At 22.2% G+C, this 23293-nt stretch carries 13 protein-coding genes and 2 tRNA genes; 7 read left to right on the top strand and 8 right to left on the bottom strand.

The genetic code is table 4. The annotated features are described in order from the left end of the window. Nucleotides 1–58: 58 nt before the first annotated feature. Complete coding sequence (ligA, locus tag EXC47_RS00625) at nt 59–2041, top strand: NAD-dependent DNA ligase LigA (RefSeq protein ID WP_129646125.1); 1983 nt, start codon at nt 59–61, stop codon at nt 2039–2041. Nucleotides 2042–2043: 2 nt separating this feature from the next. Further along, entirely contained in the window at nt 2044–2796 is a 753-nt protein-coding gene (gene tpiA, locus EXC47_RS00620) for a triose-phosphate isomerase (protein ID WP_129646123.1), read from the top strand. 34 nt (nt 2797–2830) lie between these two features. Here the strand turns inward: tpiA and EXC47_RS00615 are convergent, their stop codons facing one another. The 4 genes from EXC47_RS00615 to EXC47_RS00600 all read right to left on the bottom strand — a co-directional run bounded on the left by EXC47_RS00615 (nt 2831) and on the right by EXC47_RS00600 (nt 7252). Further along, complete coding sequence (locus EXC47_RS00615; protein ID WP_129646121.1) at nt 2831–4258, bottom strand: hypothetical protein; 1428 nt, start codon at nt 4256–4258, stop codon at nt 2831–2833. 22 nt (nt 4259–4280) lie between these two features. Beyond that, a complete protein-coding gene (msrA, locus tag EXC47_RS00610; protein WP_129646119.1) occupies nt 4281–5165 on the bottom strand; it encodes a peptide-methionine (S)-S-oxide reductase MsrA in 885 nt (294 codons plus the stop codon). A gap of 70 nt (nt 5166–5235) precedes the next feature. Next, nucleotides 5236–6240, bottom strand: a complete 1005-nt coding sequence (locus tag EXC47_RS00605; protein ID WP_129646117.1) for an aquaporin — start codon at nt 6238–6240, stop codon at nt 5236–5238. Continuing rightward, nucleotides 6215–7252 (bottom strand): 2-hydroxyacid dehydrogenase, encoded by a 1038-nt coding sequence (locus EXC47_RS00600; protein WP_129646115.1) that lies wholly within the window; start codon nt 7250–7252, stop codon nt 6215–6217. Before EXC47_RS00600 ends, EXC47_RS00605 begins: the two co-directional genes overlap by 26 nt. 194 nt (nt 7253–7446) lie before the next feature. Here EXC47_RS00600 and EXC47_RS00595 point away from each other — a divergent pair, with 194 nt between their 5' ends. Continuing rightward, nucleotides 7447–8298, top strand: a complete 852-nt coding sequence (locus tag EXC47_RS00595) for a PTS glucose transporter subunit IIA (protein WP_129646113.1) — start codon at nt 7447–7449, stop codon at nt 8296–8298. A gap of 72 nt (nt 8299–8370) precedes the next feature. Here the strand turns inward: EXC47_RS00595 and EXC47_RS00590 are convergent. Then, nucleotides 8371–8444 (bottom strand) — tRNA-Gly (locus tag EXC47_RS00590). Between the two features lie 94 nt (nt 8445–8538). After that, a tRNA-Gly gene (locus EXC47_RS00585) sits at nt 8539–8612 on the bottom strand. Nucleotides 8613–8746: 134 nt separating this feature from the next. On the opposite strand from EXC47_RS00585, the gene EXC47_RS00580 reads away from it, so the two are divergent. From EXC47_RS00580 to EXC47_RS00565, 4 genes are all read left to right on the top strand, one after another. Continuing rightward, a complete protein-coding gene (locus tag EXC47_RS00580) occupies nt 8747–9634 on the top strand; it encodes an MAGa3780 family membrane protein (protein WP_129646111.1) in 888 nt (295 codons plus the stop codon). Between the two features lie 231 nt (nt 9635–9865). Continuing rightward, on the top strand, nt 9866–16858 hold the full coding sequence (locus EXC47_RS00575) for a hypothetical protein (protein ID WP_129646109.1): 6993 nt from the start codon (nt 9866–9868) through the stop codon (nt 16856–16858). A gap of 213 nt (nt 16859–17071) precedes the next feature. Then, nucleotides 17072–18292 carry a DNA cytosine methyltransferase gene (locus EXC47_RS00570; RefSeq protein WP_129646107.1) on the top strand — a complete coding sequence of 407 codons (1221 nt, stop codon included), beginning with the start codon at nt 17072–17074 and terminating at the stop codon, nt 18290–18292. 1 nt (nt 18293) lies between these two features. Then, the gene (locus tag EXC47_RS00565; protein WP_129646105.1) at nt 18294–21272 is read left to right on the top strand and encodes a DUF262 domain-containing protein; all 2979 of its coding nucleotides are present in this window, start codon (nt 18294–18296) and stop codon (nt 21270–21272) included. Nucleotides 21273–21320: 48 nt separating this feature from the next. Here the strand turns inward: EXC47_RS00565 and EXC47_RS00560 are convergent, their stop codons facing one another. Together EXC47_RS00560 and EXC47_RS00555 are read right to left on the bottom strand one after the other, a co-directional pair. Next, on the bottom strand, nt 21321–21512 hold the full coding sequence (locus EXC47_RS00560; protein ID WP_129646103.1) for a hypothetical protein: 192 nt from the start codon (nt 21510–21512) through the stop codon (nt 21321–21323). A gap of 84 nt (nt 21513–21596) precedes the next feature. Continuing rightward, nucleotides 21597–22373, bottom strand: coding sequence for a hypothetical protein (locus EXC47_RS00555; protein WP_129646101.1), 777 nt, complete (start codon nt 22371–22373; stop codon nt 21597–21599). Nucleotides 22374–23293 lie beyond the last annotated feature (920 nt).

The following is a 23293-nucleotide window of genomic DNA, read 5'->3' as shown; positions in this document are numbered from 1 at the left end:
TAAATATAATATTTTATACATACTAAAAATACATATTGTTTTTACATAATGAGGCAAAATGAATAATAAAGATATTAAGAACAAAATAAAAGAATTAACTCAAAAAATTAATTATTTAAATGATGAATATTACAATAAAAATAATTCTTTAGTTTCTGATTTAGAATATGACAAATTTTTACTTGAACTAGAAGAATTGGAAGCTAAATATCCAAATTTTATTTTACCGGATACTCCTACATTAAAAGTAGGTTCATTAGCTAATTCAAAATTTACAAAATTTATTCACGAAAAACCAATGCTTTCATTAAATAAAGCTTATAAATACGAAGATGTGCAAAAATACATAGATAATATTCTTTTATCCTTGCCAATTGAAGAAATAAATTTTAGCATTGAACCTAAAATTGATGGATTAAGCATATCACTACATTATAAAAAAGGTAAATTAGTAAAAGCTGTTACAAGAGGAGATGGTATTGAAGGCGAAGATGTAACAGAAAACATTTACTCAATAAAAGAGTTACCTAAATTAATAAACTATTCAGAAGATCTAGAGTTACGTGGTGAAGTTTTTTTTAAAAAAGAAGATTTTTTAAATTTAAACAAAGAACTTGCAAATAATAATTCAAAAACATTTGCTAATGCAAGAAATGCAGCAAGTGGAACATTGAGACAACTTGATAGTTCTATTGTAGAGCAAAGAAATCTTTCCTTATTTTTATATGAATTAGTTAATCCTGAAAAACATAGAATTGATAGCCAAATAAAGGCATTAGAATTTATAAAAAAATTAAATATTCCTACAAACCCGAATTCTAAATTAGTTGAATTAGAAGACTTAGAAGAAGAAATACAAAATTTTGCTGAAATAAAAAATGAATTACCTTATGATGCTGATGGCTTAGTTATTAAGTTAAATAATTTGAATCTTTGAGATAAATTAGGTAAAACAGCTAAATTCCCTAAACATTCTATAGCTTTTAAATACGAAGTTGAAACAGCTATTAGCAAAATAACTTCAATAATAGCTACAGTAGGGCGAACAGGAAAAATAACTTATGTTGCGGAATTAAATCCTGTCGAACTTAATCAAACAACAGTTTCAAGAGCTACATTGCATAATTTTAATTTTATTAAGGAATTGAATATAAATATAAATGATGATGTAATGATAGTTAAAGCGGGGGAAATAATTCCAAAAGTTATAAAAGTTATAAATAAAAATAGTAATACTTTTTATAACAAAATTTTATTTTGTCCTTCATGCAAAAGTGAATTAGTAGAATATAGTGATATCGTTGATCAATTTTGTCTTAATAATGACTGTAGAGATAAAAATATTAATATTATTAGTCATTTTGTTGACAGAAAATGCTTAAATATAGTTGGTTTAGCTATAAGCACTATAAAAGATTTATATCCTACTTTTTTAAAAAATATAAAAGATATTTATTCATTAAAAGAATATAAAGATGAATTAGAAAAAATAAATAGATTTGGAAAAACAAAAGTTAATAATTTATTAAAAAGTATTGAAGAATCTAAAAAAAATAAATTTGATAAAGTTCTATTTGCTTTAGGAATAAAACATTTAGGTCAAAGAGCAGCAAAATTAATAGCAAATAATTATAGTAGTTTTAAAGATTTAATTGATGATAAAGATTTAATTAAAATAAAAAATATAAGAAATATAGGTGAAAAAATAATTGAATCTATTTTAGAATTTAAAAATGATCAAAAAAATTTAGATTTAATGTTATTTTTAGATCAAAATTTTGAATATGAAAAAAAAGCAATAAATAAAAGTAATTTATTAAACGAATTAAGTTTTGTTATAACTGGAAAATTAAAAAATCCAAGAGATTATTATGTTGAATTAATAGAAAATAATGGCGGAAAAAATTTAAGTAGCATTAGTTCAAAAACAAATTATTTAATTTTAGGTGAAGATGCAGGAAGCAAAAAAGAAAAGGCTCTTTCTTTAAATGTTAAAATTATTACAGAAGAAGAATTTTTAAAAATGATTAATATGGAGTAAAAATGGAAAAATTAATTATAATCGGAAATTGAAAAATGAATAAAACATTTACAGAATCAATGGAATTTATTATAAATTTTAAAAAAGCTTATAAAAAAGCTTTAAAAGTAAAAAATAATATTGGTTTGAGAAATAATATTTTTGCAATTGCTCCATCACATTGTAATTTATCTTCTTATTTTATTAACAAAGTGCCAGAATTAAAATTAGCAAGCCAAAATATGTCTAGTCATGAAGAAGGTGCTTACACTGGTGAAATTAGCGCAAAAATGTTGCAAGATTTAAATGTTAACTTTTCAATAATTGGTCACTCAGAAAGAAGAAGATATCATTTGCAACATGAAAGTGATTCTTCGATGAATAAAAAAATTCAACAAGCAATAAAATATAATATAACACCTGTTATTTGTGTTGGAGAATCAGCTGAAGATCATGAAGAAGGAAAAACGAAAGAATCAATAAGTAGACAATTAAAAGTTTTACTTAATGAAGTTAATATTGATAAAGTAATAATAGCTTATGAACCAATTTGAGCAATTGGCACAGGAAGAATTCCAACAAATGAACAAATAAGTAAAGTTTGCGGTCTAATTAAAGAATTAGTTAATTATAATATACCTGTTTTATATGGTGGAAGTGTAAATGAAAATAATATTTTAAATTTAACTAAATGTGATAATTTAAATGGTTTTTTGGTTGGAAATTCTAGTTTAGATGTCGAAAAATTTATTAAATTAATTAGTGTTACTAAATAATAAAAAATACGCAATTTAATTTGCGTATTTTTTATTAAATAGAGCTTTTAGCTAAGTTTATTTGATTTTCTAGTTCTTCTATTTCTTCATTTGAATTAAAATTATCTTGAACAATTTTATTTGTATTTTTGTACAGTTCTAATAATCTATTTTGTTTTTCGTTTGGTAATGAATTTATTTCGGTTAAATATTTTTCAAAATCTGAATTAGCAAAAGAAAAAATAGCATCATATTTATTTTTATATTTTAAATAATCTTCATAAGTTACAACTTCTTTATTAGAAATATTAGCATTTAATTCATCAAATTTATTTAAAATTTCTTTAAAAGCAGGAACTGCTTCTGAATCATTTTTATATTTTTTTGATAATAAAGATACTAATATTAGTCTATCTAATTTTAAAAAGCTATTGTCAGAATTTAGTAAAACAAAATTAAGCGTATCGCCAGGTACTTCTATATAATTAAATTCTTTTGGAATTTCTGAACTAATATTATTAATAATTCCAGGTATTTCATAATAAAAATTAGGATCATTTATAATTTCTATTAATTTTTCCATTGTACTTATTTTTTTAATAATTAGATCATAATTATAATAAAATTTTGCATTATTAATTTCATTTATAAGGCTATTTTTAAATTCTTCTCCAAAGTTGTTTAAAATAAATTCTTTATTAGCATTGTTTAAACTAAGATTTTTAATATGTTCTATATTTGGTTCTATTCCTTTTAAAAGATTTGTCAAATCCTCTTCAGATGTTAATTCATCATTAATAAACTTTTTATTTATTGCATATAATGTTGATCCTAATAATCTTTCATTAGATATTGATAATTTATTTTTAGCTTTTTCAATAATATTATTTGCTTCATTTTCTGCATTTTCTATTTCATTAATTGAAGATGAATTATTAACTACATCTAATAAATGTTTTTTCTTTTCACTTTCAACCAACTTATTAATTTGTTTTTTAGCGTTAATTATTGAACTATTTAAGTTATCTCTTTTTATTTTGTTCAAAAGATTTTCTAATTTATATATAGTCTCAGATGATTTAAACTCTTCCAAATAAATATTTTTATTATTATTTCTATTTAACTCATTATTTATTTCTAAAACAAAATTAGAAATTTCCGATAACCTTTTTTTATAGTTGTTAAAATCTTTTTCATTTCTTATTTTTAATTCTGAATACTTTAAATTAATATCATTAATAATTAATTCTATTGCTTTAGTATTGGGTTTTTCTGGATAATCTATATTCTTTGCAATTTCAATTAATTTATCTTTATATTCTTTACTAATTTTTAAATCATTTTCATTATTGAAATTATTATTTTTATCCCCTCTATTACTGCAAGCATTAAAAACAAGAGCCGAAACAAGAGATGCTGATACAACTGAGGAAAATACTGTTAAACCTATAAATAAAGACTTTCTATTTTTTCTATTTCTCATTATTTTCTCCTTGTTTTATTAATTATTCTTCAAAAAATGGAATATATTGTTCGTGAAAAGTATTATTTAAATTATTAAAATCTAAAAAAGTTAATTTATTTTTATTAATCTTATAAAAATTATTTTCTAAGATACCTATTTCACTTTTTGAAATATTTGAATAAATTTTCTCATCTCTTATAAAAACAGCATCAGTTGTTATTGGCTTTTTAAAAAATATAAAATTATTAGTATTTGAAATTAAATCATTTGACATAAATAAAGCTTGATTTGTAACTTTGTCAAGATAAAGTCCTTTTTTAGAATTATTTATATCAATGCTACTTTCAGTTTTCAAGAATAAATTATCATTGGTCTTGTCAAAAGGCAAATATAAACTAGAAACATTAATATGGCAATAACCACCAGGATTTTTTTCCAAATAATTTTGATGATATTCTTCAGCTATTACAAAATTATTTACATTTTCAAATTCTAAAACAACTTTTTTTCCATTAGTTTTTTCAAATTGTTTTATAACGTTTTTTGTTATTTTTTTAGATTTTTCATCAAAAAAATAAATACCACTACGATATTGAGTCCCTATATCATTCCCTTGTTTATTTAATGAATAAGGATCTATTAAATTAATAAATCTTGTTAAAATTTCGGCTAACCTTATTTTTTCATCTTCATATTGTATGTAAAGAGATTCAGTATGATTAGTTAATTTAACAAATTCATAATTCGTATTCGGTGTTTTTCCATTCGTGTAAGCTACAATTGTTTTTTCAACACCATTTATTTTTTTAAAATATGCTTCCATCCCTCAAAAACAACCGCCTGCTAAAACTATTTCTTTTTTAATACTAACCTCCTTTTTAAAAAAAATTAATTTATTATTATTTAGTTTATAAAATTTTATCATTAAAAATAAAAATACCTAATTATCAAAATTAGATATTTTGTTAATAAACCTTATTTATAGGTATTTAAATTTATTTATTTTCTTTTTCTTTTATTTCTTTAATTGTTGTCATATTTTTACTTTTATTATTTTTAAAGTTAATAACCGCGTTAATGAAATTAACTACATATTTATCACTAAATCCTTGAACTAAGGCATAGAAAAACGGTGCTACTAAATCACCAATTAACATTGCAAAAGTAGCAATTAATAAGTCTTTTTGTGCTAAATCCAAGTTTTCTTTTCCTTTAAGACCAAAGAATAAAGCAGGTAATTGTTGACTAAAACCACGAGCTGGATTTAGAGCAGCAGATCCTATCAATAAACCTAAAAGAACAGCTAATGAAATAATGAAGAAAATCATTAAATCCCTGTATTTACCTTCAAATCTTGGAGAAAAAACAGAAAATAATAAAATTGCAGTAATAATCATTTCTCCAAAGAAAATTCATAAAGCACCGCTTGCTAAAGCTGTTGAAGTATTTTGATCGTTAAATTCTAATCAATCTTTTTTAGCTGAAGCTATAGCGCTTATATAAGCATTAGCATCATGCCCTTGATTTGAATAAACAAAGAAATTGTCAACTCCGTTTTTTGTTGTAAAATGACCAATGATATATATTAATAACCCTGCTAAAATAGCTCCTATTATTTGCATTATTATTTTAACAAATGCATATAATGAAGTATTTGTTCCATTTAATCATCTATAAAGTGTTACAGATGGATTTAAATCCACACTTCACCTTGCAAAAATAAATAATGCTAATCCAACTATTATAAATCCTGCTACAAAAGCTAAAATAACTGGTGATAATAAGAAAGCGTGTTCAAAAATTTTAAATCCATTATTTCATGGAATAAAAATTGATAAGCCTGCTAGAGCAAAAGCTAAATAAAATGTACCAATAATTTCACTAAAAATATGTTTTATTCATGTTTTTTTGTCTTTTGGCTGTTGAGCCATTAAACGATCTTCTTTTTTAACTTTAAAATATTTAAAAATTCCGTTACCCATTAAGTACCCTTCCATCATCTAATAAGGTTAATGCTCCTTCAAAATTTCCATTTTCTGCATTAGAAGCATTAGAGAGAGTAATTTTTGCAATTTGACCTAAAGCAACATCTGTTAAAAATGCTTGATGGCTAGTTATTATTACACGATTATCTTCAATAAGTTTTTGTCATTCTGGATCTTGTTGTTTATATTCGAAAGCATTTTTTGAAATATCTTCATAAAATCTTCCTTCTTCTCTATCTAATACATCAGCTCCAAAACCTCTAATAATATTGTTTTCTAAACCATATAAAATGGCTTTTATGTCAACAAGATCTCCTCTTGCTGTATTAACTATAACAACATCTTTTTTCATTAAATTAACTGCATCTTTGTCAATTATATATTTTGTCGAAGGTAAAGATGGTGCATGAAGTGATATAAAATCACTTTCTCTTAATATTTTAGTAAAAGGAGCGTATTCAAAACCTAATTCTATAGCTAAATTGGGTAAATTTTGTTCTGAATATGCATCATAAACTAAAACTCTTGCACCCATCCCTTTTAAAGCTCTAATAAAACCTTGACCAATTTTACCTGCACCAATAACACCAACCGTTGATCCAATAATTGATTTTCCATCTAATCCATCTAAATTGAAATTATATTGCTTAACACGTTCAATAGCTTTATTAACATTTCTATTTAAAGTCATTAATAAAGTAACTGCAAATTCACTTACACTTTCAGCTGAATAATTAGGTACTCTAAAAACATTTATTCCTAATTCTTTGGCAGCAAATAAATCCACTTTGTTGTATCCCATTGATCTTTGTAATCAAACTTTAACGCCTAATTGACTTAAAAGTTCTAATATATATTTGTCACCGAATGTATTTACAAAACAGCAAACAGCATCAAATCCCTCGGCTAAATTAACATTATTTATATTTAAATTTTCTTCAAAATAAACTATTTCATGTTCACCTTTGTTCACTAAATCAAAATATTTTTTATCGTAAGACTTAGCATCAAAAAAAGCTATTTTCATTATTACCTCTCATAATTTTTAACATTATAAATTATATGTTACTTATATATTTAATATTATTATTAAATATTAATAATTATAAATATAAATAGAAATATTTACATATTTATATAAAATTATATTAATAAAGTTTGTTATTACTTTTTACTATTGTAATATCATTTATTTTATAAATAAAAAACTAGGAGCAAATAATGGGTATTAAAAAATTTTTTTCAAATATTTTCAAAAAAAATAAAAAAATAAAAAAAGTAGAGGTTTCTAACTTAACAAGAGATTTGGTTGACGCTTTTGGTGGAATATCAAATATTTTAGGCTGTTATAATTGTGCTGTTAGATTAAGATATGATGTGCGCGATACTTCATTAGTAAATGAAGAAAAATTAAGAGAATTAGGTGCTACAGAAGTTATTTTTATTGGTAAAAGACATGTACAGGCTCGTTTTGGAGAACCTGCTGAACAATATAACTTAGATGTTAAAAATTCATTAGAAACACTTAAAGCTGAAGCTGGTAAATTAATTAATGTAAAAGAAATTAATTTATTAAATGAAAAAATTGATGAAAACACGAATAAAAAAGACGAATTAATTGTTTATGCACCTGTAAGTGGACAAAGATTTGATTTAGATTCACTTGATAATTTAGCTTTTAGTAAATTAGGATCAGGATATGCTTTAAAAATAGACGAAAATTTACCTAAATTAAATATTTACGCCCCAATTAGTGGAAAAATTGTTGTTGGTTATCCAAGCAAACATGCTTATGGAATACAAAACAAAAATGGTTTAGAAGTTTTACTTCACATTGGAACAAATACAAATAAACTAAATGGTTTAGGTTTTGAATCAAATATTAAATTAAATGATGAAGTAAAACAAGGACAATTAATAGCGACATTAGATTTATCAAAAGTAAAAGAATTAAATTTAGATCCTAGTGTAATTGTTATTGTTACTAGTTTAGAACATAAAAAGAATTTACTTAAAAACCTTTCTTTAATTGAAGTTAAGGAAAACTCAGAATGATTTAAAGTACTTGAGTAAAGTACTTTTTATTTTTAAAATTTTAATAAAAAAGCAACATATAGTTGCTTAAATGGTCAAATAATAATGATATGGAGCGGATGACGGGAATCGAACCCGCATAGTCAGCTTGGAAGGCTGAAGTTCTACCATTGAACTACATCCGCGTTTACGATTATTATTATAAAACTTTTTTTAAAAAATAAAATAAAAAAATAAAAAAATCCTTTAACGGATTTTAATGGTATTCTTTCAAATATATGGAGCAAATGAGGGGAATTGAACCCCCGTATCAAGCATGGCAAGCTTGTGTTCTACCATTGAACTACATTTGCATACGATATTATTTTACAACAAAATAAAATAATTATTTAATTTTTTTTATTTTTTTTAAAAAAATCGATTTTAAAAATAGAAATATAAAAAATAAAATAATAAATTAATAATATAGTGTATATTATATCTCGTTATGAAAAATAAATTTTGTTTATGAGAAAAAATTAAAAAAAGCAATTTTTCAAATGAATTTAAAAACTGATCTTTAGGATACAAACTTATGTTTTTCTTTGGAATTGCTCTATTAATTGTAGATATAGTTTTACTTTTTTATTACTTTTGATATCATGGTTCAAGAAAACTTGGAATTATATACGGTTCAGATGAAATTACTTCCTTATTTGGAAACAAAATTAATGAAAATGTTAAAGGAGATGAAGCATTTTATCCTCATGTATTAGCATATATGTGAAGGCAAACTTTTACATTTACTTTTATTAGTAATTTTATGATGGCTATAACAATGATTATTACTCCTTTTAAAAGAAATAATCAAAAAAGTCAAGCATGATTTTTTGCAACAATTATTTATATAACTGTTACATTTCTTATTTATTGAACTTTAATATTTCCTACATCATTTAAAAAAGGAATTTGAAGTGAACCTGCAAGTGCAATACCAAGTTTAATTGTTCATGCTATTAATCCTGCTTTTGGTTTTGCTGTATTAATATTATTAAGAAAAGATATTCATATTAAAAACAATCAAATATGATTAACTAGCGTTTTTGTTTTTTGTTACTTCTTATTTGCATTTATAACATTTTGAATTGGTGATGTAGCTATTCAATCATTAAATAAAAATCAAAATGTTAAAAATATAGAAGATAAATACGGAACTGTAATTTACCCATTTTTAAATTTTAAAAAACCTTTCTTCTATAAAGGTGGAAATTTAGCAATAGTTATAATTTTAGATATATTAATTTTTGTTTTATCTATATTTTTAACACCTGCTTTAGGCTTTATTTGAAAAGCATCATTAAGACAAACAAAGAAGACAAAAAAATATATTCAGTAATTGTTTTTTTAAAAAAAATATTTTTATATTAAATTTAATTACTTTTTTACTATAAATATTATGAGTACCAAAATAAATTTGGTACTTTTTAAATTTTAAAATTTTTAATTTATTTTTTTAAACTAAAACATTATAATAATTACGATATATAAATTTAATTTATATATAGGTTTTTTTAAAAAACTTTATTTAAAATAAATTGTATATTACTCTTTTTATTTAGGAGAAAATATGTCAAAAGATACAAAAAAATCAAAAAATAAGAAAAAAATAATTATTGGTGGATTAATATTACTTGGTACAGCAGCTGCTACTACAGCACTTGTTACTACAGTTGTTAAACTAAGTAGAGGAAACCAAGAAATTAATGTTCATGTAGCTTTTGAGCCAAAAATTAGATTAATTAATTCAAAATATAATGCCTTAGATTTTGAAATTTCTAATTTAAATTCAAAAGATTTCAAACTAAAAGAAGTTGAAATTTTATTACATGATAAGAAAAATTTATCAAACATATATTCAAAGAAATTTAACATAAATTCAGATACTGAAAATATTACTTTTGATAAATTAAATGAAGACAATAAATATACTTTAGAAATTAAATTTGATGGAAAAAGTGTTAAAAAACAAGATTTTGTTACAAAAAGAAGACCTAAAATTTCTTCTAGTAAACCAACATCAACAAATACTACATTTGTTTTAAACGATTTAAAAGATTTTTCAGATTCATTAGACAATATTGAAATTGTAATTGAAAATAAAACTAACCCAAATTTCGAACCAATTAAAATAAAAGCAAGCGAACTAGAAGTTGTAAATGGTAGTGCTAGAATAAACTTAAAAGAATCAAATCTAGGTTTAGAACCTGGTTCTAAATATACTGCAAATATTATTTATAAAGATAAAGAAGAAACAACAAAACTTGCAGAAGAATTAAGTTTCGAAACAGCTCCAGTAAATAATGTTGCTTATTTATTTAATTCAACAAATAATAAAATTACTTTTTATGGTTTAAAAGAAAATAACAAAAAAATAGACTTAGAATATAAACCATTTGGAACAGATGTTGAATTTACTAAGATAGCTTCTACTAATAATGTTGAAAATAATAAAGTAGAAATTACTATTAATGATGATCTAGGATTTGATAATAAATATGAATTTAGAATTAAATATTCTGAATCAACTGATGAATACTTAACATTTGAAGATAATACAAAAAAAGGTGTATTTAAAACAGAAGAAGCTCCAAGAATTTCAGTTGAAACTGAAAATGGATTAAATTTAAAATTAGACAAAATTAATTCAAATATAGATCAAGATAAATTATTTGTTCGTTATAGAGATAAAGAAAATTCAGGAGAATGAATAGAAAAACAAATAAAAGAAATACCTGGATTTGAAAATGGTAATTTAAATATTCAAGATTTAAATTCAAATACAGACTATGAAGTTCAACTTATCTATAAAAAAGAAACTTCTAATGGGTTATCTACAACTATTTTAAGCGATGCAGAATTTAGAACTAAAAAACATTTTGATTTCTATATGCAGAAATCAACAGTTGCTTCTAAAAAAGCTTTATTAACATTTAAAAATAACAATAAATTAAATATTAATTCTTTAAATAATGTTACTTTAAAAATTTCTAAAATTGGATCATCTGAAATTAAAAGCGTAAATTTAACTGATTCATCTAAAAATGAAGAATCATTAGTTCAAGCATTAATTACAGAATTAGAACCTGATACATCTTATGTATGATCTTTAAACGATAATAAAGAAATTTTATCATCAGGTACATTAAAAACAGGTAAAGATTCAAGTATAGAAAAAGAAATTTCAAATAAAAACTATTATGAAGATAAAGAAACTAACTTAATTGGTGTTGAAAATAGATTAACAGATGGTGTTTTTGTTTCTATAAAAAATACTTTCGGTTATATTTCAGAAGAAAATTCTAATAAATATTATCCTAGTGAAATAGCAATTAAATACTATCCAAAAAATGAAGAAGATCAATACCAAATTGAAAAAATACTTGTATCATTAAATGATATTAAAAATGAAAAAATATTTACTAAACAATTTGCAGAATTAGATAATACTCCATATATTTTTGAAGTTTCATATAAAAACGGTTTCGATGAAAACAATAATGAAATTTTAATTTCAAAAAAATTTGAAGTTAATTACAAATTACCTGAAATTACTTTTAATAAAGAAAATAATAATTTAATTATTACAAATCTTGAAAGTTTTAATGGTAAAAATATAACAGTTAAGTACAATGATGGATCAGAGTCAGCTTTATCAATAGTTTCACAAGTTAGTGAAGGTTCTTTAAATCTTCAATTATCAAATTTAAGATCAGAAAGAACTTACGATTTATCATTAGAAATTTCTTCAAATGATGTTGAATTTATTAGTTCTCCAAAAAATCAATCTAGAGCAAGTTTTTATAATTTAGAATCAAGTGAAAATTTAGTTTTATCATCAACAACATTTGAAACTGGTGAACAACAAAAAACTATATGAGTAAAACATGAAAGACCAAACAAAATAACTACATTAACTGATATTTATGTAATATTAGAAGGATTTAAAGAACACATAAATAGAAATGTAAAAGTTTTTGTTGGATCTGAAGAAGAATTAAACAAAATAACTGATAATCAATACACAAGTGATCAAATTAAATCATTTACAGGAACAATTAATAATGATGGTGTATTAGATGCAGGGCAACAATGAGTTAATGGATTAACTAAATCAACTGATTATAAAATAAGAGTTTATGAAATAAACGATAATAATTTAAATAAAATTTCTGAAAGAGATTATAGAACACCTGAAATAGAAACTCCAAATCTTCAAAAATTAGAAATTGTTTCTTCAAATACAAACAACCCAGGATTTAAAGTTGAAAATCTTGATTTACTAAAAGAATTGGTAAAAGGTGATATATATTTTAGAGCTCAAAAATTAACAGAAGAAAGACATTTTGAAAACTTTACACAAATTACACAAAAAACATTTTCAAGTGGAAATGATTTAAGTTTTAATCACCTTAAATTCACCAAAAATAATTTTGATGCCTTTGGTAAACAAGGAAATATAATTTACATAAAAAGTTTTTTAGATGCAAATGATACAAGCTTTAATAGTTGATTTAATCATAATAGCGATTATCAAATTATTTTAACAACAATAGTAAATGGAACTGAATATGTAATAGCTTCTAATAGTGAAGATAATTTAATTCATATGAATTACAATTCTCCTAAATTTGTTGATGATTATTTTGTAAATACATTAGAACAAAATTCAAATTCTTCTAATGAAATAAGCGCAAAAATTCAATTAAAATTAAGAGATCTTACAGAATATACTTCAACTGAAGAAAATTCTAAAAAACTTAAAGCTTTATATATTGAAAGTAATGATCCTTTAGCTGAAGCAAATCCTTCTGTTTGAAAAGATGCAGGTTATGTAACAATTAATAGTGATGATCAAACTTCAATTGTTTCATTCTCAAATTTAAAACCAAATACATATTATAATTTTGCATTTGTTGATAATGATAATAATTTAATTCTGTCAAAAAAAAGAATTAAAACAGTTGAAAGACCTAGATTAAGAAATACAACATTTGGTGATACAATAATGCGTTATACATTATCTGGCTTAAAAGGAACAAATTCATTCATTAATAAAGGCACATATAAAATTAAATATAGTGAAGATGAATCATATAGCTATGAATCAAACGAATTTGTAATAAATGATGATATTGATTTAGCTACATATAATAAAGATTTTGTATTTACTTTACAAAATGGATTAAAACCAAATACAACCTATAACTATAAATTAGTTAATACAACAAGTCAAGATGAAATATTATTAGGATTTAAAGATATCTTTAGAACTAATAAATCACAAAGTGAAGAAACAATTATTGGAAATGATTATGCTGTTGTTAAATTAATTAACCCTTCATATAAATTACGTGAAGCTTCTTATAGTATTGCTAAAAGAGGAACAGGTGATGATGAAAATAAAACTATTCTTGATGTATTAAAAATGCAATATTCTAAAGATTCAAACTTTAGTAATTACAAAGAATTTTCAGTTTCATTATCTGAAAATGAAGCAGATTTATTAGCTATTAAGTTACAAGATTTAGAAGCTAATACAAAATATTACTATAGATTAGTTAAAGGTCAAATTAAAGCTAATGTTGTTAAAAATACTTCTAATGATTCAGAAGAACCTGTAGAAACATTAGATACAGAAAATCCAATTTTAAAAGGTGAATTCACAACATTTAATGTTAAAACAAAAGTAAATAGTACAAATGAATTAACTACATTAACATTTGATATTGAAAATTACGATGAAGATACTCAAGTATTTTTAAATATCAAAAAACAAGATTCAACAAATATTTTTGATGTAAATTATGACTATAAAATTGTTGATGGTAAAATTGTTTTTGAATTACCTAATTTAGAAGAAAATACAATTTATGACTATTCATTGTCATTGGTTTCAAATAATGCTAAAATAGCTAACGGAAACTTTAAAACATTTAAACAAAATTCTACTATCGAAGCAAGATTATTTGCAATCGATGATGCTTATAGAAGATTAAGATTAACAAATATAAATGATTATGTTGGCAAGAAAATTAGAATTAAACATAAATTAACCAATATTGATACAAGAGAAGTTAAAAATCTTAACGATATTGAAACTGTTCTAACAAATGAAAATAATGAATTCTTATGAGATTTTGCTGACTTAGAAACATTAAATAAACATAAAATTGATATTTTCTTATTAGATGAAAATAACCAAGAAACAATGTCAATTTTCTCTAATGAATTTGAAGTATCAACCAAATATACAAGTGGTGGTGATAAAACTGTTACTACAAATGTTAGAACACTTGGAAACTATGAATTAAACAAATGATATACAATTGCAACACTACAAGAAATTTATGCAACAGAAGCAAATTGACAAGATAAAGTAAAAGAATCATTACAAGAAATTGCAATTTTTGGTACACAAGTATCTGCTGATTCAGCTTATGGATGACATAAATTAATTGTTCAAGGTAGTGATCATAGATATTATAGAACTGATAATGGTAAATTAATTTATGAATACATTTTTATAGATCATGCAAACCAAGCAGAAAATAGAGCTCGTGTAAAAGGTATTCAGTTTGAATTACAATTAGTAGGTAATACAATTCAAGTTAAACTATTAGCAGCAAAAGTAAAAGAAGGTACAGTTGATAGAAGAATTGTTATTTCAGAATATAACTGAAACCAACTTACTGAAACATTAGATTATAAATCATCAAATGGTATTGTTAACCAAGGTAACGCTGAAGTTCCTGGAAGATATATCAATGTTGGTGGATTCAAATTTAAAGCAACTACAATTAAAAGAGGTGTAAGAGACTTTAGTGTTCCTCAAGTGTTTAGATATACACTTGAGGAAGGTACTCCTGCTTTAAATAAAAATACTCCTTCTACAAGTGGAGAAACTGCTGGTTCATTTATTAACTTAAATAGCGAAAAACAACAAGAAAAATATGGAATTTTCAATAATAATTCATTTAATTATGATGTAGCCTACAATAAATATGTAGCTAAAGAAAATAATTTATTACCAGTTAACGGTAACTTCTTAATTACTCCTTCTATTTATCCTGGTTTTGCAAGAAATGACCAAAGAATTTATGCCCCTGGTTTCGCATATAATGAAGAATTACGTGATAAATTCTTTAGAACATTAAAAGAGTCAGGTAAAATTAGATTTACAGGTGCTGACGTTTATAACAAAGAATGAATATTCTTTAATAGTAAAGACATTGTTATGTTTGAAGACGAAGTTAATGCTTATAGTGAAAAATATGTAAAAGAATTCCCATTAGCAAAACGCTTAATTTGAAAAGACGGTAACCAACTTAAAGGGTTAAGATTAACATTAAGTGATGCTAAAAATGGTCACGGTGCTGTATTAGGTATGCTTGATGACTTTGTTTATTATTTAGATAATAACAATATTAATTTAGAAAACTTAACATGAGATAAATTTATTACATCAGCTTCAAAACACACAGTACATAAATATATGAACCCTAATTCTCCTGCAACTTCTATAGCAGCTATTGGTTTCACAACTAAAAATAAAGAATTTATAAATAATGAAAATGCAACATTTGTCAACTTACAAAATTCTCAATTTAGTGCTTCTATAGAATCTGATGCAAATGAAGATCAAAGTCAAAGTAGAAAAATTAAATTGTATAATATTCAACCAGGATCATATAATCTTAAAATAGAATATCCTATTTATTTCCCAACAAACGGAAATGAAGAATTTACTCCAATAAATAAAACTTTTGAAATAAATTCAGAAAACCAAAACTATTTTGAATATAATTTAACTGAAGATTTAAAATACAACACTGAATACAAAGTTACTTTAACTAGAGGTGATGAAATAATTAAGGTTATAACAGGAATAAATGCACAAATCCCTGGAGGGTTTACATTATTTGGTAGTTCAACAATTAAAAATGTTTCAGTGCCAAGACACCTTAATGGCAGAGGTCAATTTGCTCACTTAAGAGATTGACCTGCTGGTGAACTTAGATATTTTGCAGTTTCACGTATTGGTAACTATTCAAATATAGATGAATACTTTGGAACTCCAAGACATTCTAGTCAACAAAGAGAAGAATTAAAATCTAGAATTTCATCAATGTTAATAGGGTCTTCAAGATTAGGAAACGGATCTGAAATGAAATACAAATGATCATTTAAAACCCAATTAACACCTCATACATATGATAATAATAATAGAGGATCATCTACGCAAATTAGAGAATCATGATATGTAGCTTCAGTAAATGATGCTAAAGATAAAATTTATATATTAAAAGTTTTAGGTCATATATATAATGGAGTTTTAACATTTACTTTAATTGATGGTAAAGAAGCTGCTATAACAAGTGAAGAAAGTCAAAATCTTAAAAATATTGATTTAAATCAAAAATTCAATTCAGGGACTTCTGTAAGAGAAGATTTATTCGGTTCTAGAAATATAACTGAAAATGACTTTATAAATGAAAACTCAAATAGAATAGGTTTATTTGGTATCTTTATAAAAGATAAAGAAACACCTGAATCTGCTTAATATATTTAATTAAATAAAAAAATATTCAGACTATCTGAATATTTTTTTATTTTAAGCAAAATAAAAGTATATAATAAATTTATTATGAAAAATAACTTTTGGTACTTTTTAACTGATATATATATATATATATATATACTAAATAAAAAAGCCATTCCTTTATTAATAGAAAATTAAAATATTACTCTTATTAAAATTAAGAGTTTTTTTGCTATGAAAAATAACAAAAAAATAAATATTTTAGAAACTTTTTCAGGAATAGGCGCACAAAATAAAGCAATACAAAAAATAAATAAGAAAGAAGATTTTTTTAAAATTGTAGCAACATCTGATTGAGATGCAAGAGCAAACATTGCCTACGCAGCTATGCATCATAATTTAAATGATAATTTTGAAAAAATATTAATTAATAATAAATTAAATAACGAAAATGAAATTAACACTTTTCTATCCAAATATACTATTTCATTAGATTCTAAAAAAGAATCAATTTTAAAATCAAAAGACATAATATTTAAAAAATATTTAGCAGCATCAATAATTTTGGCTAATAATCAAGTAGATATAACAAAATTAGATCCTAAAATTATTGATAAAGAAAATATTGAACTAATTACTTACTCTTTTCCTTGTCAAGGTTTATCAGTTGCAAATATGGGTAGAGCAAAAGGGATAATTGATGAAAATTCAACATCAAGTTTAATATGACAAATATATAGAATACTAAAAGAATCAACAAAAAAACCTAAATACTTAATAATGGAAAATGTAAAAAATTTATTAAGTAAAAAATTCAAAAACCAATATATAAAATGAATAAAAGTTTTAAGTGATTTTGGATATAAAACTTTTACAACAACGATAAACGGAATAAATACTGGAGCTATACAAAAAAGAGAAAGAGTTTTTGCTTTAAGTATAAAAAAAGAAATAAAAACTCCGTTTATAGATGATAAAAGTTTTAGCGATTATATTAAAAAAATAACTGATAGCAAAAAATTAGACAAAAAGGAATTAGAAAAATATTTTAATAATGTTTTTAATTTTGATTTAAATAATAAAGAAAATATTGAAGCAGCAATAAATGATACACCTTCTAGAAGAAAAATGATTAATAGTGAAAAAATTATAGATAAGACAAACTCATTCATAATAAACACAGTAACAACAAAACAAGATAGAATACCGACAACAGGAATTATTTCTTTTAATGCAAATTTACCAAATAAGCTTAATTATAGATTTATAACTCCAAGAGAAGCCTATAAACTTATGGGTTTTAGTGATGAAGATTTTAATAAATTAATTCCACTATATGATAAAAAAATATTAACAAAAGAATCTTTATATAGACAAGCAGGTAATTCTATATTAGTAGAAGCTATAGAAAATATATTTGAGGTTGTATATAAAATAGAAAAGGGAGAATGATAATATGAGTTATTCAATAGAATTATGAGAAGAAAAAATTAATGAATTAGGCTTTACAGATTGAAATATTGGTACAAATATTTATACATATTTAAAAAATTCTGTTTTAGTTTGATTAGATAAAATAGAAGAAAATGATTATATTCTAATAAATTATAAAGAAAATGAAAATAAATCAATAATACATAAAATTTACTTTAAAAACAAAGAAGAAATAGTTTTTTACGATTCAAGAAATGATTTTATATCTAGCGCAGCAAGTAAACAACTACTAGATGTACTAAAATCTTTTTCAATAATAATAGAAGATGAAGAAAAAATGCATATTAACAAAGAATTAATTGAATTAAAAAATAAAAAATTTGAAACAAATACCACAATTCTAAAAGAATTTATTACTAAAAATTTTTATAATTTAATTGAGAAAAATGTTTTAAGCAAAATAAAAGAATTAAAAAACAATAATCAAATAGAAAATAAAGAAAACACAAAAACTAAACTATGATGAAATTTAATAAGATCTTATTGTTCAAGCATTAACGATGATGATAAGTTAATTGGTATTTTTACTTTTTTAAAAAAATTTGACAATAAAATAAATTCATTTTATAATGACTTTTTCGAAACATTTCTTTTTGATAAAAATAATTCAAAATCTATTTATATTAAAAATATAATTGATAACAATATCAATAAATTTTTAGAAGAAACAAAATCAATAACTGAACTCGAAGATACAAATTGAGAAGAAAAATATAAAATTGACTTTAATAGTATAAAAAATAAGTTAGAGTACACTGATAAAATTAAAGAAAAAAATAATGATTTAGATATAGAAATAAATAAAGGTAGCTTACCATTTTTAATTACAAAAACTAAAATATATGATTTTTTTACATCTAGACAACTTTCATATAAAATGCCTTTATTCCAAAGAACATATTCATGAGATTCAAACATGATAAAAGGATTATTTGAATCTTTATTAAATGATTTTTTAAATAATAATGAAAGAAAAAATTACTCATTATTAAATAATATAATTTTAGGTCAAAATAATATAAATCAAATAATAATTGATGGACAACAACGTATTACATCATTAATTCTTATTATACTTTCTCTTAAAAAATTAGCAATGAAAATGGATGAAAATGATAATAGCGGTGTACAAGATTATTTAAACCCATTAATTGCAAAAATAGGTGATATGATTCGTTCATTTACACAAAGTGATGAAAACTATAAAGCTATTAATGATATAGTTAATAATCAACTAATTGAAGAAGCAGGGAAAAAAGAAAATATTAAATTTAAAAATACAAGATTTTTTAAAAATTGAAAAGAAATAATTAGATTAGTTGATAAAAAAATTAAATATATAAGTTTTTTAAAAGACTTTTTAAAATATTTATTAGAAAATACCTATTTTATAGTAACTTATATGCCAAATCTTGATGATAAAAAAGCTATAAATATATTTAGTAATTTAAATAAATATAGTAAGAAACTGGGTGTTCTAGACTTATTTAGAAATAAAATTAATGAAATTTTTGGAATAGAATCGGAAGAATATATAAAAACTTACAATGAAACTATTAATTTATATTTTAGAAATTCAATTTCAGATTCATCAAAAGATGAAAATATTTCTTTAATTTTAAATTTTCTTAACAATTTATTAACAATAAATCAATATCAAATAAAAATTGAAGAAATAGACGAAAATTACAGTGATAATATTTCAAACGCTTTCGAAAAAATAGAAGAAATTATAAAAATATATAATAATAATGAATTTAAATTTGCAAAAAAATATGAATCATTTGTAGGTGATTTAATTACTTATTTATGAGAAAATATAATTGAATTTGAATATTGTACTTATGGATCTATTACAGAAATAATAAAAATTATAAAAGACAAAAAAATTTATAACAAAACATTTTCTGCTATTGAACAAATTGCAAATAACTTTTATGAAAAAATAAAGAAATATAGTTATGTTAACTTCCAAATATACCATATATCAAATGGTGGTGCAAAAACAGTTTTTATTCCTCTTATATGAACACTTGCAAAAGAATTTGAAATTTTTGATTTTTCAAAAAAAGAATTAAATGAAAATAAAGTAAAAGAATTTAGCAAATACTTAGCTGAAATTGAAAAATTTTCAGCATTATGAAAAATAAAATTTTCTGGTCAATCATTAACGTTACAAATAAGAAAAATTTGTTTAAAACTAAAAAACGATGATGGAAATTTAATTTCTCCTGAACAATTATATTTAGAATTAGAAAAAACAATTAAAGAACTAACAATTATGTCTAATGCTCAAAAAATAAATGAATTGTATAAAGATTTACAAAATAAATTAAATGCACAAATAGATGAAAGTAATTATAAAAATAAGAAAGACACTATTAATCTACTATATAAAATTGTATTAGCCAAAGTATCATATGGAATTTTGCTAAGAAATCATGAAACACCACAATACTTTACAAAATTTAAATCAAAAGAAGAAAAAAATAATAATACTATAAACTATATTGACTACACTTATGAACATTCATTACCTAAAAAATTAAAACCAGAAGATAAAAAGAGATTAGATTTAATAGGTGTAAAAGAACATGAAATAGAAAATATTGTAAAACAAATTGGTAACGGTTGTTTATTATCCGATTCTGACAATAAATCATTAAAAAATAATTTCAGAAAAAATTATAATTATTTAAATATAAATAATTATTCAGTTGCCGGAGGAAAAACCAATTTTAATAAAATAAACTTTGATCAAACATTATTATCAAATGATGAATTAATTTGATCTAATGAACAAATTGAATTACCAAAAATTATTTCGGTAGAAGATAACAAATATGAAAATTTTAAATCTTTTTCAAACTATATTTTAAATAGATCAAAAGAAATTATAAAAGCTTATATTTCAATATTATTTTATGATTTAAAAAAATAAACAAAAAACATATAAGGCCAAATAATAGACTTATATGTTTTTTTGAATTTATTTAAGATCAGCAACTTTTTCAAATTTTTTCGCTCTATCATCTTTAATGTTATTTTCTCTAACACTTTTTATTTCATCATAATATTTTTGAATTAATTCTTCAATAGCTTTTGGATCATCAATGCCTTTTGAAGCTAATTCTTCTTTAGCCAAACGATAAAATGTTTCTTTTAAAATTGTATCATTCATAATAAACTCCTTCAATAAATTACAATATTATAAATTAAATAAATTAATTAATTAATTTTTAACTAATATATTTTAAAAATAAATTTATTCATCCGAAATATTGTCTATTATTTCCATAATTATATTTTTGTATTCTGATTCATCATATTTTTTTTCAATTAAACTTATTTGAATATTAAATCTATCTTCATCATTTAAATCAAATTCTGTATCAGTTTCTTTATTTATTATAATTCCATTATCTAAAATAAAATCAATAATGCTTTTTAATAAAATATCATCATTATTATTTATAGATAAATAAATTCATTCATCTATTTTTTTTACATTAAGTTCTATAAAACTTTCACTTTCATATTTTCTTAATAATTCAATATTTGAAAAATATAATAATAGAGAAACAAATAAACTAAATATAAATTTTTTATTTCTATTTATCAATACATAAGATTTTATGAAGCTAATTAAAATATATGCTATCAAAAAAAGAGAATCAAATTTAAATAATTCTTCATTTCTATCAAAAATAAATGAAAAATAATTATTTATTCTTTCACTTATTTTTGAGAAAATTAAATATATTTTTGTTTCATCTATTTTGTGATTGTCTTCATTAAAAATATTTTTATAAGCTAAATTTATAACTCTAGGAATAATTTTATTAACTATAAAAAAATATTTATCATTTAAATTTTCATGAACTTTATTAAAATTATATTTAATTATTTTTTCATTTAAAAATACTTTAATACCATTTTGAGTAATAATTTTTTCTTCATTAAAATTAATTATTTTATTTTTATAAGTCTTTTTAATAAAGTCAGCGTTTTCTTTTTTTAATAAAAATATTTCTTTATTCATAGATTCCCCTTTTTTAAAAAATCTCAATTTTGAATTAAAAAAACTTAATAATTTATCTTTTATTAAGAAAATAATAAAATAATTCTACATTAATGCATAATAAAATTTAAAAAATCTAATTTAATTTATTTTTTTAATTTTTTTCAAAATAAAAATACTTTAAAGATAGCAAATAATTTTATTTAGCAATTTATATATTACTCTGCTAAAAATGTGTATAATTGATATATATTTTATATAAAATAAAGGAGAAAAAATGGCTAAAAAAGAGCAAAACAAAGAAATAGTTACTAATAAAGTTTTATTTAGCAATATAACATTTTTTGAAAACTTTCAAAAAGAAACAAATATGATTAATGATTTATCAATCAACGGTTTCGTTCTTTTTGAAGGTGCTACAACTAAAATTAAATTAAAACCTTTTGGAAACTTTAATAAAAAATGAATCTTGAGCGCAAAAGATAAAATTGATACAAATCAAGCCATAAAAGAGCAAATATTTGTTATATATGGTACAGCGCCAGAACCTACTGAATCTCAAGAAGAAAACTATGATAAGTACTATAAAACACTCAAATTAAAAAATATTTCTTCAGGTATTTCAACACTTGCCGAAATTACAAAAGTAGAAGAATTGAATGAAAATGAATATGTTTTAACACTTAGAGGTTTGGGTAAATATGAATTAGTTTCATATAGTGTTGATAAAAATAAAGAAAAAGATTCTGAAGAATTAACAAGATTATTTGACATAGATAATTTTAGCTTCAAGAAAGTTAATTTTGATGAATTATTACCAGGCGAAGATAATGAAAATCTTGAAAAGTTAGAAAAATTAATAGAAAAAACTATAAAAACTAATACTTTAAATAAAATTTTTATTTATTATCAATTTTTAAGTGGTTATTCAACTGAAGAAA

Source organism: Mycoplasmopsis maculosa, from assembly GCF_900660665.1.
Classification (GTDB): domain Bacteria; phylum Bacillota_I; class Bacilli_A; order Mycoplasmatales; family Metamycoplasmataceae; genus Mycoplasmopsis; species Mycoplasmopsis maculosa.
This window is presented reverse-complemented; position numbering and strand designations above follow the sequence as displayed.